The sequence below is a fragment of the Streptomyces maremycinicus genome, assembly GCF_001184025.1.
Taxonomy (GTDB): domain Bacteria; phylum Actinomycetota; class Actinomycetes; order Streptomycetales; family Streptomycetaceae; genus Streptomyces; species Streptomyces maremycinicus.
The window spans coordinates 122,848-141,854 of record NZ_BBYG01000011.1 but is presented as its reverse complement, the minus strand read 5'-3'; the positions used below and the strand labels follow the sequence as shown (position 1 = coordinate 141,854).

The window sequence follows — 19,007 nt, the reverse complement described above, 5'->3', positions numbered from 1 at the left end:
GTGACCAGCGCCGCAGGCACAGCCAAATTCGCCGCGGGCATGCAGGTCCGTGCACGGGACGAGGACTGGCTGGTCGTCGAGGTTTCCGAAACCTCGCACGACGGCACGCGCCTGGACGTCCGCGGTATCTCCCCGCTCGTACGCGACCAGCGGGCCGTCTTCTTCGCCCACGAATCCCTGGACCAGGTCACCCCCCTTCGGCCCGAGGACACCGACCTCGTCGTCGACGACTCCCCAGAGTGCCGCCGCTCCCGGCTGTTCATCGACGCGCTGATCCGCAAGACCCCACTTCCTCTGTCCGAGCAGCGGCTCGCCACGGTCGGCACCCACCTCGCCGACGACCTCGCCTACCAGCGCGAGCCCGCCAGGGCGGCCCTGCGCGGCCTACGCCCGAGGCTGCTCATCGCCGACGCGGTCGGACTGGGCAAGACCCTGGAGATCGGGCTGCTGCTGTCGGAACTCATCCGCCGGGGCCGAGGCGAGCGCATCCTCGTCGTCACGCCCAAGCACATCCTGGAGCAGTTCCAGCACGAACTGTGGACGCGTTTCGCGATTCCCCTCGTACGCCTGGACTCGACCGGTATCGAACGCATCCGGCAGAACATCCCGGCCGGCCGCAACCCCTTCTCGTACTACAAGCGCGCGATCATCTCCATCGACACGCTGCGCTCCGACCGCTGGCGCAGCCACCTCATGCAGGTTGCCTGGGACGCTGTCGTCATCGACGAGTCACACAAACTGATCAACACCGGGACCAAGAACAACCGGCTCGCGGGCCTGCTCGCCCCGAGGACCGACGCCCTGATCCTGGCCAGCGCCACACCCCACAACGGTCAGCGCGAGTCGTTCGGTGAGCTGCTGAGCCTGCTGGACCCGACCGCCATCCCCGACACCAGCGACTACGACGAGACCCAGCTCGATCACCTTTACGTCCGTCGGCACAAGATGTCCTCCGACGTCTCGGCGGAGATCGGCCACAAGTGGGCCACCCGCAAGCCGCCCGTAGCCTTCGACTGCGTCGCGAACCCCATTGAACAGAAGATCTTCGAGGAGCTGTACGACGTCTGGATCAACCCGGGAGAAGGCCAGCCGGCTCCGGTGAGCGGCAAGGGCGCCCGACTGTTCCCGTACACGCTCCTGAAAGCCTTCCTCTCCTCGCACAAGGCGTTGGCCGAGACGGTGGAGAACCGGATCGAGCGCATCGACGAGGACGTGCAGAAGCACCCGGAGAAGGGTGCGCAGCGGGCCGCGGAGCGCTCGGCGCTGACACGGCTCGGTGCGCTCGTCAGCGAGGCCACGGTGAAGGATGCGGCGAAGTTCCGCCGCCTGGTCGACGAGCTGAAGGGCATGAGGGTCGGGCCGGGGGCCGACAAACGCGTCGTCGTCTTCTCCGAGCGCCGGGCCACCTTGCAGATGCTCCATGACGCCCTGCCCGGTGAGCTGGGCTTCGAGGTGAGCCAGGAGATGGGACGCGGGGCGATCCGCCAGCTGCACGGTGGCCGGCCCGACGACGAGCAGCAGCGGACTGTGAAGGACTTCGGTCTGGCGGACAGCGAGCTGCGTGTCCTGCTCACGGGTGACATCGCATCCGAGGGCGTCAACCTGCATCGCCAGTGCCATCAGATGATCCACTACGACCTTCCCTGGTCGCTGATCACCATTGAGCAGCGCAATGGCCGTATCGACCGGTACGGCCAGCAGACGTCCCCAGAGGTCCGCGCTTTGCTGCTGGTCCGCCAAGATGAGGACCCCGATGTGCCCTCCGCGGACCGACTGGTCTCCCGACGGCTGCTGGAGCGCGAGGACGAGGTCCACCGCACCCTGGGTGAGGCCGCCTCCATCCTCGGCCTGCGCGACGAGGAGGCGGAGGAGAACGCGATCAAGGCGGGACTCGCGGCCGGAAAGATGTTCGACGAGATTGTCCCCGCACAGCCGGTCGATCCCTTCAACCTCTTCATGGCCCACCACACCGTCGACGGGTCGGGAGCCCACTACCGCGTACCACAGCTGTTCGCCTCGACACGGGCCTTCGTCGAGGAGGCACTCGACGAGGTCTACGGCAACCCCGAGGAGAAGATCGGGAAGGCGTGGGACAAGGACTACCCGGAGATGCTCTCTTTCGCACCGGACCGCGAACTGCAGCGACGCCTCCTCGTCCTCCCGCAGACCTATCTGGACGAGCGCGGAGTGCTGGACAGGCTCAGGGTCACTTTCGACGCCGGCTTCGCTCAGCAGCGCCTGGACCGCGCCCGCGAGCGCAGCGGCGAAAGGACCAAGGGCGCGATCACGAAGCAGGAGCGGCGCGAGACCTCCGGCTGGCCCGACGTCAGTTACCTCACCGACCAGCACCCGGTGGTGGAGTGGCTCACCGACAAGGTCCTGGTCCGGCTCACCCGCAACGCCGCGCCCATCATCACGGCCAACGTCCCCGGACCGGTGTTTCTGATGCAGGGCATGTACTCCAACGCGAAGGGCCACCCGACAGTCCTCGCCTGGTCCTGCGTGACCGGACTCGAACACGGCAACCCCGTGTTTAACGACGATCTGGTCGGTGTCCTGGAGCGCGCCGGCGTGAAGCCGAAAATGCTCAATCGGCCCTTCGCCGGGGACATCGATGCCCTGCGCGCCCTGGTGCCGAGCGCGGTCGAGGCCACACGGCAGCACCTGCTCGGACTGCGTAGCAGCCAGGAAGAACCACTGATCGAGCAACTGGCCGACTACGAGAAGCGCCTGGCGGCCTGGCGCAGGGCGAGCGAGTCGACCTTCGAGCAGCTCACTCTCGGTATCCGTCGCGAGCACGAGGAACAGCGAGTGAAAACGACCGCCATAGAGGTCGAGCAGCTGATCGAGCAGCTCGCCACCCAGGGCGACTCGATGATCCGCGTGATCGGGGTCCTTGCCCCCGCCGCAACCGGTGAACAGAAGGGTGCGTGACCACCGTGGCATTCGAAGCGATCATCAACCGCGGTGAGTACATCTCCGCCCACTACCTCGCCGAACTCTTCGCCAAGGACCTCACTGACCTGCGCAAGCGCTGGACAGCAGCGGACCGGGCCGGACAGCCCACATCCCGCTCCGGCATGCGGAACCTGAGCCGCGACTATTTCAAGGCCAAGGTCCGCCTCACCGAGAAGGAGGACTTCGGCGGATCCGAGCTGTGCAAGCTCAATGACGCTCTGCTCGCCGCGCTCGCCTACGTCCACCGTGGAGACGAGTCGCCAGAGCGCGAGGACGACACCCACACCAGGATCCGGCGGGGCGTCTTCGAGGTCATGCACAGCGACAAGCCCCGCGAAGTCCCCGTCGCCCTCGCGGTGAAGGGTCCCGGGGGCGTCGAGCTGGTCGCGCTGGACGTCAGCTGGAGCACGGACGCCGAACTCGTCGCCTCCGACATCGAAGACGGTGGCGCGGAGCTGCTCGCCCCCATCGCCCTCGACGGCAAGAACGAGATCACCAGCGCAGCGGACGCCGTCACCTTCCTCTTCGGCAGCGAGGATGCCTACGCCCCCAGGTTCGTACTGCTGCTCGCCGGCGGTGCCGTGCTGCTCGCCGACCGCACCGCGTGGCACGAGGGCCGCTTCCTGGGCGTCAGCATCGACGCCGCGCTCGACCGCAACCTGGCCGCCGACGGCGGCGAACTGGAAGCCGTCTCCGCCCTGTTCGGCGCGGAGTCCCTGCTGACGCAAGGCGGCGCTGCCGGATTCCTGGACAACCTCGTCGATAAGGGCCGCAAGCACGCCGTCGGGGTCTCCAAGGAACTGCGCGAGGGCCTGCGGCAGTCCATCGAACTGATCGCCCAGGAGATCCTGGACCGGATCCACGACCAGGAAGCAGACCCCGCCGAACTCGGCGACAGCACCGAACTCGCCAACCGCCTCTCACAGGAGTCACTGCGCTACCTCTACCGCATTCTGTTCCTCCTGTACGCGGAGGCCCGACCGGAACTGGGCATCCTGCCCAGCAAGGATGACGCCTACCAAGACGGCTACGGACTCGGCCGACTCGGTGACCTGGTCTCCTATGACCTCCCGGACGAGGCCCAGGACGGCTTCCACTTTCACCAGTCGCTCGACCTGCTCTTCCGCCTCGTTGACCAGGGTCACCGCGCGTTGGAAGAGGAGAAGCCGAGCGGCACCGGGCTGGACGCGGACGGCATCCGCTTCGAGTCCCTGCGCAGTGATCTGTTCCACGCAAATGCCACGCCGCTGATCGGATCGGTGCGCATCGACGGCCAGCGCATTGACACCCGGTTGCGCAACAAGGTGCTGTGGCGAGTCCTCAACCGCCTCATGCTCAGCCACGGCGTCGGCAAGGGCTTCATCTCCTACGCCCAGCTCGGCATCAACCAACTTGGCGCGGTGTACGAGGGCCTGATGTCGTACACCGGATTCTTCGCCACCGAGGACCTGTACGAGGTAGCCAAGCCAGACTCGGACGGACTGGCCGGCACATGGGTCGTCCCCCAGAGGGAGGCCGACAACTACGACGACGAGGTCTTCGTCAAGCGCCCCGACGAGATCACCGGCGTACCCAGGCGGGTCGAGCACAAGAAGGGCTCCTTCGTCTACCGCCTCTCCGGCCGCGAGCGGCAGCGCTCCGCCTCGTACTACACCCCCGAGGTGCTCACCCGCAGCACAGTCAAGCACGCCCTGGCCGAACTGCTCGACCAGGACGGCGAGACGACGAAGGCGCGTGACATCCTGGAGCTGGTGGTCTGTGAGCCAGCACTCGGGTCCGGAGCGTTCCTCAACGAGGCCATCAACCAGCTCGCGGCCGGATACCTGCGTCGCCGGATGGATGAGCTGTCGGCCGAGCGCGGCCAGGACATGCAACTGCCTCCGGACCGATACGAGGCAGAACTGCAGAAGGTCAAGGCTTACCTGGCCCTCCACAACTGCTACGGCGTGGACCTCAACCACACCGCAGTCGAGCTGGCCGAGGTGTCGCTGTGGCTTAACGCGATGCACGAGGGCCTCAAGGCCCCCTGGTTCGGTCTCCACCTGCGGCGCGGTAATTCGCTTATCGGCGCGCGCAGGGCGGTGTACCCGGCCGAGGCGCTGAAGAAGAAGGCGTGGCTGACCGCAGTACCAGTCGACCGCCCTTTGCGGGAAGGCGCGGAGGAAGGCGTCTTTAAGGAAGGCGAGGAGATCCATCACTTTCTGCTCCCCGCCAAGGGCTGGGGGGCGGTCGCCGACGCAGACGAGGCAAAGGAGCTGGCCAAGGAAGACCGGGATCAGCTCGCCGAGTGGCGTAAGCGAGCAGCCTCCGCCCCGAGCACGGCTCAGGGCAAGCGGCTGCTGGCCTTGGCCGTCAGGGTCGAGCGCCTATGGGGGCTGGCCAGGCGGCGGCTCGTCGTCTCCGAGCGGGAGATCCGCCGCGACATCGCCGTGTGGGAGGTGGAGCAGGACCGGCCACTGCCCCGATCCTCGGGAGCAGTCTCACGGGAGCGGATCGAGGCAGCTCTCAAGGAACCCGGAGCCCCGCTGGGCCGACTGAAGCTGGTCATGGACGCCTGGTGCGCCCTTTGGTTCTGGCCGGTGGGCCAGAACGACACCCCTGAGCCCCCAGACCTGGGCGAATGGCTGGACTTCTGCGAGGCTCTCCTTGGTGTGCCGCCGGCCAAAGCGAAAGCGGCCAAGGCAAAGGGTGTCAAGAGGGCCAGCGCCGCAGGGCATGACGACCTCTTCGGCCTCTTCGGCGACACCGGCGACTTCGATCAGCTCGCCGTAGACGACTCCAACGACCGGCTAATGAGCCAGTGCGCTGAGATGCCAGCGATCGCCCTGCGTTTCCCCTGGCTCAGCGAGATCGATGCGATCAGTAGGCGGGAGGGCTTCTTCCACTGGGAACTCGAGTTCGCCCATGTCTTTTCCCGGGGCGGCTTCGACCTGCAGGTGGGGAACCCACCGTGGCTGAAGTCCGAATGGAAGGACCACCTCGCGGTGGCGGAGCACGACGCCTGGTTCGGCCTGGAGAAGCAGGCGTCCGAGGACGTCAAGGCAGAACGTAGAGCGGCGGCGCTGGCCGACCCCGATGCACTGCGGGCATACCTCGCCGACGTCTCCTCCTGGGCTGGCATCGACACGCACCTGGGCTCGCCAGTCAATCACCCGGTGCTCACGGGAATGCAGACCAACCTCTACTTGAACTTCATGGAGCGGTCCTGGCGCAACCTGAGCCCCACCGGAACAGCGGCCCTGATCCACGAGGAGAACCACTTCTCCGTACCCAAGGGCGGGATCTTCCGCGCCGCAACCTACGCCAGGCTCAGGCGGCACTTCCAATACGGCAACAACATCCTGCTCTTTGAGGACGTCGACAACAACAAGCCCTTCGGGGTGAGCGTCTACGGTCCACCGCGTGAGATCGGCTTCCTGCAGATCGCCCGCGCCGTGCACCCCTCGACGGTGGATGGATCTTTCACCCACCGCGGTGAAGGGCCGCTGCCCGGAATTCAGTTCCCTGAGGGCGGCTGGGACCTGCGCCCCCACCGGAACCGGATCGTCCCAGTGGACCGGGAGATCCTTGCCAGCTGGGCCGCCGTCATTGACGAGCCGGGCACCCCGCCCGAGCACGCCAGGGTACTTCGCCCCGTGACTGATGAGGACAACCAGGCACTGCGGATCCTCGCGGGCTTCCCTGAACGGCTTCACGACCACAAGTACTGGTGGTCTCCGGAACTTCACGAGAAGGGCGCCAAGGAGAAGGGGATTATCGAGTGGCGTAGTGCCGTCCCAACGTCCTGGGGCGAGGCCGTGCTGCAGGGCCCTCATTTCTCGGTCGCTACTCCTTTCTCTAAGCAACCGAACCCCGGCTGCAAGTCCAACAAGGACTACACCGAATGGGATCTGGAACAGCTTCCGGAGAGGCTGGTGCCTCGCACCAATTACTCGCGGGTGTGCTCGGAGGGAGATTTCGCCGCGGCACGGCGGACCTGGAATGGAGTACCCTCGGGGGACTTCTACCGGGTTGCCTGGCGAAGAATGACCACGTCGAATAATGAGCGCTCGCTAAAGCCTGCTCTGTTGCCCCCCGGTCCGACTCATGTGGACAACGTTCACACGCTTGCACTCTCCTCAAACCGTGGCACAGGTATTGTGGCCGGCCTCTGGGCCTCACTCGCCTTCGACTATCTAGTCAAGGTCTCCGGCTCCACCAAGGTCAACATCGAGCTGGCCCGAAGCTTCCCCACTCCCCTCTCCCACCCCCTGGTCACCCCCCTCCTCGTACGCACCCTCCGCCTCAATTGCCTGACGCGCGACTATGCCACTTTGTGGGAAGACCTTTACGACCCAGCTTGGCTGCAGGACCGCTGGACCGATCCCGCCTCTTCCCGCCCGGCGCTCCAGCAGGTCGGCGATGCATGGTCCATGGCTACCCCACTGCGTACCGAGTACGACCGCCGGATGGCACTAGTGGAGATCGACGCTCTAGCGGCCGTGATGCTCGGTCTGAGTGCTGAACAGCTGTGTGCGATGTATCGCTCGCAGTTCTCCGTGCTGGGCAAGTATGAATGGGAGGCGTTCTATGCCTCAGACGGCCACAAGATCGGGGCAGCCACCCACAACGTAGGCGTCCGGCAGACCCCCGAGGAGGCGGCTTACGTCAAGGCGTGGGTGAAGGCTGCTCGTGTCGGCGACCCGACTCCCGAGGTTCCTGAGGGCTGGGTGAAGCCTGACCGAGAGGCCGAAATGACCAGGGCTCACTCGGACTTCACCGCACGGCTACTCGCTGGCGAGTACGGCGACTATGCCGCGTACGCGGCCGAGCACGGGGATCACGGCAACCTCCTCGGCGCGACCGAAGCCGATCAGGTGCTCGCCGGCGTTCCGGCAGAAAGCAGGTAAGACGCCGTCATGCTGCCCTCTCTGGTCGCCGAGGACCTTCGCCGTGCCCTCGCCACCTACCTGACGACGAGTTTCGCGCTCGCCGACGACGATGTGCGCGATGAGCTCGATGCGTTCCTGGAGCGGCCGGAGAGCCGGCTGTTCCGTGGGCCGTATCTGCGTGTGCGCACCCCCTTCCGGGAGGCAGCCTCCGGCTGGGAGGCCGCCCTCGACTGGAGCCCCAAAGACTTCACGCCATACACACACCAGGCCGCAGCCTGGCGGCGGCTGTCCTCGAAAGCGGGGCATCAGCCGGAGCCGACCATTGTCACCACCGGTACCGGCTCCGGTAAGACCGAGTCGTTCCTCGTGCCGATCATGGACCACTGCGCTCGTGCTCGCGCCGCGGGACAGCGGGGTGTCAAGGCACTGCTGCTGTACCCGATGAACGCCCTGGCCGATGACCAGGCCCGCCGTATCGATGACTTCCTCGGTACCGAGGCGGCGCTGAAGGACGTCACCGCCGGCATCTACATCGGCGGTGCCTCTGGCCCCCGTTCGGCGTCGGAAGAGGACGAGAACGAGCCTGGCTCCTACGGCCGCGACACCGGCGCGACGTCCCTCGCCGGCGATCCCACCATCAAGCACCTGATCACCGATCGGGACGCGATCCGTGCCGACCCGCCGGACATCCTGCTCACCAACTACAAGATGCTGGACCTCCTGCTCCAGCGCATTCCGGATGCCCCGCTATGGAAAACGGACTCCCTTGCCTTCGTCGTCCTCGACGAGTTCCACACCTACGACGGCGCCCAGGGCACCGACGTGGCGATGCTGTTGCGCCGCCTCGGCGCGGCCACCGGGGCAGCCCGTGAGGGACGTCCCCTCGGCGACATCACGCCCGTGGCAACATCGGCGACGCTCGGCGGGGGAATGCCCAGCGGCTCCTCGTCCCTGGCCCTGGATGGGCCTGAGCGGTCCGATCGTGAGCTGCTGCGTGAGTTCGCGGAAAAGGTCTTCGGGACGCCGTTCTCCGATGCCGCGATCATCGGCGAGAATCGGCTGTTGCCTGGAGAGGTGGTCACCGACCCCGACTTCCTGCTCCCCTCGCCGGCCCCTGCGGCTCTGGCGGAGTTGCCCGACCCCCTAGACGACGAGTCGGCCCTCGCGGACCTGGCCCGGCTCATGCTCGGCCAACCCCTCAGTGATCCGGTGCAGATCGGCGCCAAGCTCAAGCAGCACATCCTGGTCAAGGCGATCCTCGACGTCGCCGGGAGCAACCCCGTCACCATCCCTGACATCGCCCGCGAGTTCGCCCAGCGCGGTGGCGGACCGGCCTGGGATGAGGCCGCGCGCAGCGACCCTCGGCTTGTCGAGCTCGCCTTCGCGCGGATCCTCGCGCTGATCTCGCACGCCCGTACCCCTCACCTGGTGACGGGAAAGCCCGGTCCGTTCCTGCGGGTTGAGGCCCAGCTGTGGGTGCGCGAGGTCCGCCGGGTCATCCGTGCGGCGACCTCCGAGCCGCACTTCCGCTGGTACGACGACGACGGACCGACCGGCGACTCCCGGCCGAACCCCGCCAACCTCGCCATCTACCAGCCGACGGAGGTCGACAGCGCCGGGGAGATCGGTGAGCGGACCGATGCCTCGCGTCGCCCTGTGGGGCCGCCCTATCGGCGGCACCTTCCTGCCGTGTACTGCCGGCATTGCGGGCGGTCTGGCTGGGCGGCGCTGTCCACGGAACTGGAGTGGCAGCAGCTCAAGACCAACACCCTGGAGATCTACCAGGCTTCCGCGCAGAAGAAGCGGGCCGTGCGCTGGATGCTGCGGGCCCGCCCAGACGAGTACCCCGTACTGCACCTGCACGCCGAAAATGAACGGCTGACGACCAACCCGACCGCTGACACGGTCGCGGTCATCACGCCTCATGGACCGCTGCCCGTGGCCCCTGACGAGGAGTGCCCCTCGTGTGGTCTCGACGACGGCATGCGCTTCCTGGGCGCCGGCACAGCCACGCTCGCCTCGGTGACCACCACGCAGCTCTTCTCCGACCGGGGACTCGCGGGGAACGAGCGGAAGCTGCTCGTGTTCACCGACTCGGTGCAGGACGCCACCCACCGCGCCGCGTTCATCGCCAACCGCAGCTTCGGCTTCACCTTCCGCGGCCTGCTGAGCAAGCACCTCACCCCAGGCCAGCCTGTCGCTGTACATGATCTCGCAGCTGACGCCGCCGAAGCTGTCGTTATGGCCGCAGGCGCGGGCAAGCGCAGCGAACTCGCCTCCATTGTCCCGCCCGACCTGCGCGAGAACCCGGACATCCTCACCCTCCTCGACGAATCAGAGGACTTCAGCGATGCCGGCGCGGCCATGCTGCAGAGCCGCATGGTCTTCCAGACACTCCTCGAGTTCGGTCTGCGCTCCCGCCTGGGCCGCACGCTGGAGCTGACCCGAACCGCTGCCGCAGAGGTCGACCTCAAGGATCTGCCCGCGCTCTGCGCCGAACTACGGGAGCGGCACCAGCGCCTGCCCGGCCAGATTTCCCTGCCGCCGGACGACGGCGCGTACGCGGTATTCCTGCGCGGGCTGGCCGAGCGACTGCGCCTGCGAGGGGCGCTGTACCACCCCTGGCTGCAGGAATACATCCGGCAGGCCGGCGCGCGGCGCTGGCCGATTTGGGGCGGCCGTCCCACCGGCATGCCCGCCTTCCCCAGGGGCCTCGCGGCCCCCGCATTCCCGGTATCGGGCGGCACCCGCACCACCGGCTTCGACTCCCTGTCCCGCGACAGCACCTGGTTCGCGGACTGGGGCCACCGGGCGCTGGGCTGCGACCGGCGCGAGGCGCGCGCGGTGGCCGAGCTCGCGATGAAACTCCTCGCCCAGCGCGAGATCCTGGCCACGTACCACGCCGAGGGCGGCGCACTTGTCTACGCGCTCAAGCCCCGCAACGTCCTCATACACCGCATCGACGACACTGCCGCACCGGGCAGTGAGGACGGCGTGAACGCGTGCGGGGTGCGCTGTGACACCTGCACCTGGCGGCAGACTGTGCCGCCGAGCCGCCGTGTGGACTGGCTGGGCACCGCGTGCCTGCGGTTCCGCTGCTCGGGCCACTTCGTGGAGGATGACCGCGACTACACCGCCGATTACTACCGGCACCTATACACCATCGACCGTCCGGGCGATGTGCTGACCGCCGAGCACACCGGCGCGCTCAGCCGCGAGCGGCGTGAGCGGGTCGAAGCGGCCTTCAAGAACCGTGCCTCGGCATTCGATCCGAACGTTCTCACCTGCACGCCCACCCTTGAACTCGGTATCGATATTGGTGACTTGTCGGCAGTGCTTCTGGCCTCAATGCCGCCGGCACCGGCCAACTATGCGCAGCGCATCGGCCGTGCGGGCCGCAGCACCGGCAATTCGCTCACCGTCACCTTCGTACCGCGAGGCGCCCGAAGCCACTACTACCTGCACGTCCCGGAGCAGATGCTGGCGGGCAGGATCATCCCGCCGGACTGCTACCTGGATGCCTCAGAGATCCTGCGCCGCCAGTACCTGGCCTTCCTCTTCGACCGGGCCGCGGATCGGAGCCTGTGGGAAGGCACGGCGATCCCCGAGCACCCGATGCCGCCACGCATCGGTGAGCTCTTCGGTCATGGCCTGGCCGAGGACGGCTGGTTCAGGCGCTTCCTCGACGTCGCCGGCGCCCGCCATGATCAGTTGTCTGCCACGTTCATCGCGCTGTTCCCCGCGATGGCTCCGGCCGCGGTCCAGGGTGTCCAGTACTTCGCCGCCCAGGGCCTGGAGGAGGCCGTCGGGGCTGCGGCCACCGCGTGGAACAAGCGGGTGGCCGCCCTGCGCTCGCGGATGCGGCAGATCGGCCGGGCCTTCGACGCGCTGTCGACCGCTTCGGGCGATCCGGAACGCGACAAGCAGCGACGCCAGCTCTTCGCCGAGCAGCGGACCGTACGCAAACGCCGGGACTCTCTCGTCTCGGAGAACTCGATCAACGCCCTGGTGCGGCTGGGCCTGCTGCCCAACTACACCCTGCACGACGACGCGACTGTCCTCGACGCCACCTTGTGGTGGAAGGACAGCGACGGGGAATTCGACGAGAGCTCGACCGACTACGGCCGCGGCTCCCGGCTCGCGCTCACCGAACTCGCCCCCGGCAACATCTTCCACAGCGACGGCTACAAGTTCATCGTCAGCACCGTGGACCTGGGCACCGGTGTCGGCGGCGGCGAGAACGCGTACGCCCTGTGGCGGTTCTGCCCTGAATGCGGATTCGTGGCCACAGAGGAGACCGGGCTCGACATCACCGCCTGCCCGCGCTGCAAGGCACCTCAGATCGCCGACCCTGGAGCCGTACACAAGGTGCTGGTGCCCGAGCGGGTCCTCGCCCGCGAGCGGCGCGAAGACGCCCGGCTGACCGACGAGCGGGACGAGCGGGAGCGCAAACAGTTCGACGTGGTCACGCTCGTCGACATCGACAAGGACCAGCCGCAAGGACTGAGGGCATGGCGCCGCACCGGCAGCGGCCTGCCCTTCGGCGTAGAGTTCGCCCGCGTCGCGACGATCCGCACAATCAACCTCGGTCCGGCAGCTGCACCCGGCTCCACGCACGCGATCCGCGGTGAAGACGTCCAGGTCTCCGGCTTCGAGACGTGCCTCGAATGCGGAGGTGTGCGAGGCGCCCACCCGCAGGCATGGGACCCCTCGGCCCAGCGCGTGGGCACCCGCCATGCGTACTGGTGCTCACACCGCGACGACGGCGTGACCCACGAGCCGACGGAGAAGCTGCTACTCGCCCACGAGCTCACCACCCAGGCGCTGCGCATCCTGCTGCCCGTCTCCACGATGGACCTCAACGACCGCCTCATCTCCTTCAAGGCGGCCCTGCTCCTGGGCATCACCAAGCACTTCGGTGGCGCTCCCGACCACATCCGTGTGGTCACCGACAGCATGCCCGGCGACAGCCAGGAACTACGGCGGCGGTTCCTCGTCCTGCACGACTCGATGCCCGGCGGCACCGGCTACCTGGAACACCTCGCGGACGCCGCAGTGCTGCACCGCGTCCTGACACTCGCGCAGACAGCGCTGCGGGACTGCCCCTGCCAGAAGGAGGAGCAGCGCACCCCCTGCCACCGCTGCCTGCTGCCCTTCGTATCCAGCAGCGAACACCCGCACGTCTCGCTGCGCATCGCGAAGGAACTCCTGGACGAGATCCTCAAGGACTGGGCGGTCGAGCCCGTCGACACGCTTTCCGGCGTACGCATCGACCAGCTCGTCGACAGCGAGCTGGAGGACCGGTTCGTCCGCACCCTCATCACCTGGGGTCGCCGAGAGGAGGAGGACGGATCAGTTGCCGCCAAGGCCGGCCAGGGCGGAGTCGAGCACGAACTCCGATTCACCCGCAGTGACGGGGCCACGCGCTGGCGCATGCGGGACCACGTGCGGATGAACACCGCCGTGCCCAGCGAACCGGACTTCCTCCTGGAGCGGACCGACGGCCGGGCGGAACGCGTCGCGGTCTTCCTCGACGGTTTCGCCTTCCACGCGAGCGAGAAGGTCAACCGAATCGCCGACGACGCTGCCAAACGGGCGGCCCTCCGGGCGGACGGGGTGCTGGTGTGGCAGCTGACCTGGGACGACGTCATGGCGTGGGCAGCAAGCGTCGGCAGCGCCGTGGAAAGGCAGCAGGTCCGTGCCCTTACCAGGCCGCTTCACACGGATACCGCACTCCAGCTCGCTCGCCAGATCCACCAAAGCCTGGTCGGCCAGGCCCGCCCCGACGACACCCTCGACCCGGTCCTGCGCAATCCGGTGGAGACCCTGCTGGAGTTCCTCGCCGACCCCGACCGGGCCAAATGGGCGCGACGGGCAGCCGGCCTGCTGGGCGGCTTCGGGGCGGCGACGCACCCACAGCCCGTGGACCGCGAAGAGATCGGACGGGCGCTCCCCGACGTACTGCGCGGCGCGAGCCTGCCCGTCTCGGCATCGGCCTCAGCCGCGGAGGCGGTCGCATTCGACGCCCGCACCACGGGCCAGACGCGGATCATCGGCCTGCTCGACCGCCGTCCTGAGCCGCGCAGCAAGCAACCGGACATGCGGGCATGGTCCGCACTGACCGTGCTCGACGACCGGCCCGAAGCCATCACAGGCGACGAACACAAGGACCGCTGGACAGACTGGCTGCGCTGGTCGAACCTGCTGCAGTTCCTGCAGCCCGCCGGCAGCGACGAACTCCCCCGATCCCTCCACCAGGTCGCGGTCTCCACCAGCGATCAGGTCGATCCTCACACCGTGGCCCTGCTGACCAGCGCGCTGCCCACGGAAGCAGGAGTCCCGCAGCCGCTGCCGCAGGCATGGACCGAGGCGATCGAATGGGCCTCGTCCCAGGTCGAAGACGTCCTGCTCGCTCTCGTCGAGGAAGCTCGCAGCGGACGCATCGACGTCCCGGAAGTCGGCTTCGAGCATGGAGACCAGGCGATGCAGGCCGAACTCGCCTGGCCGGACGCGAAGGTCGCCATCTTCATCGACCTGGACGAGCGGCGAGACGCCTTCTTCGCGCGCGACGGCTGGTATGTCGCGCAGGCCGGCGCCGTGAATATGAATGAGCTCATCAAGAAGTTGGAGGGGAACTGATGTCCGGCGCCAAGGTGATCATGGCGGACGTCTTCGGGAAGTCCTACGACGCGCTGGACGGCTCCGTCCAGCCGCAGGTGCTGCAGTTCATCATGAAGATGCAGCGCGACCCGGACTCCAACGGCCTCAACCTGAAGCCGCCGAAGGGCGCCAAGGACAAGAGGGTCCGTACGGCACGCGTCACCGACAACTACCGGGCCGTGCTCATGCACTACGCCGACCGCATCTACTACCTGGTCGCAGTGCTGCCCCACGACGACGCGTACGACTTCGCCGCGAACATCCTCTTCGACATCAACAAGGTCAGCGGCGGCATCGAGCTGATCAATCTCGGCAGCCTTTACGGCACGCTCAGCGGACAGCAGAAGCCCGCCGACACCACCCCCGACACCCCGTCGCTGTTCGCAAGTGTCTCCGACGCCGACTTCGAACGACTGGGCGTCCACACGTCCATCATTCCGGCGCTCCGCGAGATCCACAGCGAGGACGCGGTCCTGGGCATTGTCGAGACCCTGCCCAAGCTGGCTCGCGACGTGATCCTGTGCCTCGCCGACGGCATGTCCGTCGACGAGGTCTGGGAACAGGTCAGTTCACTCGCGGCCACCGACGAGGAAGTCGACACCCAGGACTACGAGGCCGCGATCGAACGCCCCGCCACCAAGGAAGCCTTCGTCGTCACTGGCGACTTCGCCGAGTTCGGACGCATTCTCACCGAGCCCCTGTCTGCCTGGCGGATCTTCCTGCACCCGGCACAGCGAGCGCTGGCCGAGCGCAAGACCCCCTACAAGGGCTCTGTCCGCGTCACCGGCGGCCCCGGAACAGGCAAGACCGTCGTGGCCCTGCACCGCGTCAAGGCCCTCGCCGAACGTCTGCCCGCCGGCCAGGCCATCCTGCTCACCACCTTCACCACCAACCTCGCCAACCTGCTCAAGTCCATGCTCAAGGACCTCGGCGGCGCCCAACTGCTGGCCAAGGTCGACGTCCGGAACATCGACAAGGTCGCCTACGGCACGGTGAAGGAGACCTTCGGCGCGGAAGCGCCCAGCAGACTCAAGGACAGCGAGATCCTCAACCGCTGGATCGATCTCGCCCAGGAACAGCAGACGCCCCGCTTCGACGGCCGATTCCTCGACGCCGAGTGGAAGCAGGTCATCCTGGCCCAGGACATCCGCAGCCGCGACCAGTACTTCGCCGCCAGCCGCGCCGGGCGCGGCCGGCGCCTCAACCGCCCCGAACGCGCCCAAGTCTGGTCCCTCGTCGAGGAATTCGAGCGCAGGCTCGACCGCGAGAAGGCCGCCGGCGTCACCCAGCTCGCCGTTCAGGCAGCCCGGATCGCCTCCGGCTGGTCCGACGAAGAACGGCCGTACCGGCACATCGTCGTGGACGAGGCACAGGACCTGCACGCCGCCCACTGGAAACTGCTGCGCGCGCTGGTCCCCGACGGAAACGACGACCTGTTCATCGTCGGCGACGCGCACCAGCGGATCTACGACAACCGGACGTCCCTGAGCGCCCACGGCATCAAGATCCGTGGCCGCTCCAAGCGGCTGACCCTCAACTACCGCACCACCCGTCAGATCCTCTCGGCATCGCTGAACCTGCTCGGCGACTCCAAGTTCGACGACCTCGACGGGAACCCGGAACAGCTCCGCGGATACCGCTCCGTCCTGGCGGGGGCCAGACCTGAAACCACCGGCTACCGCACTCCCTCCGAAGAACTGACAGCTTTGGCTAAGCGCATCGACAGTTGGCAGCAGGAAGGGATCAAGCCCCACGAGATCTCGGTCGTAGCCCGAACCCACGCGACCGCCGACAGCGCTGTTCAGGCACTACGTGACGCCAAGCTAGCCGCAGTGAAGGTCGAGGACTATCGCGTCCCCGACCCCGACGAAGGCGTCCACGTCATGACGATGCACCGCATCAAGGGACTCGAGTACCGCGCAGTCGCCATCGTCGGGGCCGGCGCCCAGCACATGCCGCTGCCCAGCGCCATCACCCCGGAGCACGAGGACCGCCTCCAGCACGCCGCAGACCTCCGCCGCGAACAGTCGCTGCTCTTCGTCTCCGCGACCCGCGCCCGCGAGCAGCTGTCGATCACCTGGTCAGGCCGACCCAGCCAATTCCTGGGGGTCCGCGTAGCTGACTGAGGAGAGTCAAATGGCACCAGGATCCCGGCCAAGGGCCACAGTTCCGGAGAGCTGAGACAGCGGCGGCCTGCATCAGAACCTTGAAGTAGGGAGGACTTGGGGTCGGCGTGTCGCATTCGGCGGTCGACCGGGAGACCTGCAGCTCGACACAGACCTCATCGACCGTCAGCTTTTGCCCAGGCCGAACCGCTACTGACATGACGCCGCCCCGCAATTGCGAATAGACACGGAGTCAGCAAGCAAGACGGGCCCGCCACGCCAGGGTGAAAGGCCAGGGGGTATCGCGGATCGGCTCATCAGGTGAAGCCCTTGCGCAAACCCGACGTAGGTACCGCTACTTTGAGGAAACCGGCGCTGCAAAATCAGGGAAGCCGCAGGCGGGACCGCTCATTACCTCCTTGCATCTTCCGGCACTACCGGCTGCATCCCGTAACGGCTCCACCGCCAAGCACAGCCGCTACGAACACCCTCAATGGTCATCACAATCGCCGGTTTGACTAACTGGCGATCGTGGCCTATGTGGCGCACCGCATCAAATGAATCCGACAGCTCCTCGGGCTGGCCAACTTCGTTGACGAGAGGACCTTCACCGTGGTGTCGGAGCGACGCGCCGCCCAGATGACCCGCTGCCGTCTGTCTGATCCGGGCCGGTGTGTAGTTCCCCTCCTTCACCGGTTGCGACCGGCTTTCGGCGTGCGCTTGGCGGCTGGGTAGGGTCGCGGTATCCGAGCCAGAGAGGTAGTTGCATGGCCAACGATATTGTGATCGCGCAGACGACCAGCGACAACGAGGAGCAGGCGAAGGCGCTGGCCTGGGGCGCTGTCGAGAGCAAGCTGGCAGCGGGCGTCCACATCGATGCGCCGATCACCGCTTTCTACTGGTGGAAGAATAAGGTTGAGACGGCGCAGGAGTGGCGGATCTCGTACATGACCACGACGGACCGCCTCCCGGCACTGGAAGCGTGGCTGCACGAGAAGCACCCGTACGACATCCCCCAGTGGATCACTCTGCCAGTGGCCGGTGGGTCGGAGGCGTATTTGTCCTGGGTTATTGAGGAGACGGCACAGGACTGAGAAGCGACGGGACTATGACGGCGTTCGCGTCCTGAGTATGGCCCTGTGTCGGCGCAAGGAGGCTCAGGAGGCGAACTGCCGCAGGTAAACGGCAAGGTCCTGTTCTCTATCGGGGAGCGACGCTGCGATTGTCGACGCGCGCTCCTTGCCCATCGTGTTCGGCTTGGCCTGTGCCGCTGCGGCAAACTGGCGTGACACGTAGACCCCTTGGTCGATGTCACCTCCACGCAGCAGGGCCGAAGCGAGATCGCCAAGGACCACGACGCCTCCGTCTGGGAGTTCGTCTCCGAGTCGGTCGACTGCGGTGTCTGCTGTAGCGCTGAGTTCGGGACGCCCCAACCGCCCGTATACAGAGAGGGCCAGCGAGTCCATGCGGTACGGGGTCACGAACCGGACCCACGCCTGCTCGCTGGTGTGATCCGCGAAGTCGTAGGCGAAGCGCGCTCGCTCCAACGCCCGAAGCGCCCCCATCTCGTCGCCGGCCGCCGCAGCCTCTTCGGCGTGCCTGCCGAGGACCCAGGCGGCAGCAGTAGCGTTGCCGTGGCCTCGCACATCGCTGGCCGCCTGGGAAAGGAACTCCAGCTTCGCCTTCGGCGTCGAGGCGCCGTAGCTGCTGTAGGTCAGGGCCAGGGCTCGGAGCGGAGGGTGCCCGGCGGTCGTCGCGCACTGCGACGTGACCTTGTAGTAGGCGTCGGCTTTGTCGTGCTCACCCAGGTCCCAGGCCACCCAACCGGCCAGGGCGGCGGTTTCTCCGGCGGCGATAGTGAGAGCCCGCTCGTGCTCGCCGGCACGAGGCAGAGCCGCGGTGATCGCGTCAAGATGCGACTCGACCGTGCTTTGTAGCCGCCGGGCGCTGAGATTGAGTTCCTGGACGTGTAGTTCAGCGGCCCGGTCGATGAGCGCGACGGCAGAGGGCGAATCGATCTTGGACCCCTTATTGAGGGCGAAGGCGAGGCGCCCCCAGGGCTCGGCAGCCGCACTCACGCCGGCAGCGGCGCCCCCCAGCAGCGTGCGACGCTTCACGGCGTCCTGGACCTCCTCTGCATTGGCATGCCCCTTTCTCTTCCGAGCGCGGGCAGCCTTGGCCTCCCGCTGTAGCTCCTCGAAGGGCACACCGCAGGCCGCCGCGATGTGGGCGATTGTGTGATTGGTAGGGACGTTCTCGAAGTTCTCATAGCGGCTGATCTCTCGGCGGGTCATGGTGTCCCGGCCGGAGACAGCGTTGATCGCGTCTGCCTGCTCCTCCTGCGTCCTGCCCGCCTCCTGCCGGAGCCGGAGGAGTAGGTCGGCGAACGGATCTGGCATGAGTGTGACCTCTG

General features: G+C 67.2%; 6 protein-coding genes. 5 read left to right on the top strand and 1 reads right to left on the bottom strand.

Features of this window, described 5'->3' with window-relative positions; genetic code table 11:
- From AOQ37_RS11185 to cutA, 5 genes are all read left to right on the top strand, one after another.
- The gene (locus tag AOQ37_RS11185) at nt 1-2,934 is read left to right on the top strand and encodes a DEAD/DEAH box helicase (protein WP_199824982.1); all 2,934 of its coding nucleotides are present in this window, start codon (nt 1-3) and stop codon (nt 2,932-2,934) included.
- Nucleotides 2,931-7,847 carry an Eco57I restriction-modification methylase domain-containing protein gene (locus AOQ37_RS11180; protein WP_234436872.1) on the top strand — a complete coding sequence of 1,639 codons (4,917 nt, stop codon included), beginning with the start codon at nt 2,931-2,933 and terminating at the stop codon, nt 7,845-7,847. The genes AOQ37_RS11185 and AOQ37_RS11180 overlap by 4 nt, the downstream gene beginning before the upstream one ends.
- A 9-nt stretch (nt 7,848-7,856) precedes the next feature.
- Complete coding sequence (locus AOQ37_RS11175) at nt 7,857-14,468, top strand: DEAD/DEAH box helicase (RefSeq protein ID WP_062643819.1); 6,612 nt, start codon at nt 7,857-7,859, stop codon at nt 14,466-14,468.
- The gene (locus tag AOQ37_RS11170; protein ID WP_062643817.1) at nt 14,468-16,615 is read left to right on the top strand and encodes a UvrD-helicase domain-containing protein; all 2,148 of its coding nucleotides are present in this window, start codon (nt 14,468-14,470) and stop codon (nt 16,613-16,615) included. Before AOQ37_RS11175 ends, AOQ37_RS11170 begins: the two co-directional genes overlap by 1 nt.
- Nucleotides 16,616-17,361: 746 nt before the next feature.
- Entirely contained in the window at nt 17,362-17,688 is a 327-nt protein-coding gene (cutA, locus tag AOQ37_RS11165) for a divalent-cation tolerance protein CutA (RefSeq protein WP_062643815.1), read from the top strand.
- A gap of 63 nt (nt 17,689-17,751) precedes the next feature.
- Here the strand turns inward: cutA and AOQ37_RS11160 are convergent, their stop codons facing one another.
- Nucleotides 17,752-18,993, bottom strand: a complete 1,242-nt coding sequence (locus tag AOQ37_RS11160) for a helix-turn-helix transcriptional regulator (protein WP_062643813.1) — start codon at nt 18,991-18,993, stop codon at nt 17,752-17,754.
- Nucleotides 18,994-19,007: the final 14 nt, after the last annotated feature.

Coding starts and splice junctions, on each gene's coding strand:
- AOQ37_RS11170 (WP_062643817.1), top strand. CDS start 14,468: ATGTCCGGCGCCAAGGTGATCATGGCGGACGTCTTCGGGAAGTCCTAC.
- cutA (WP_062643815.1), top strand. CDS start 17,362: ATGGCCAACGATATTGTGATCGCGCAGACGACCAGCGACAACGAGGAG.
- AOQ37_RS11160 (WP_062643813.1), bottom strand. CDS start 18,993: ATGCCAGATCCGTTCGCCGACCTACTCCTCCGGCTCCGGCAGGAGGCG.
- AOQ37_RS11175 (WP_062643819.1), top strand. CDS start 7,857: ATGCTGCCCTCTCTGGTCGCCGAGGACCTTCGCCGTGCCCTCGCCACC.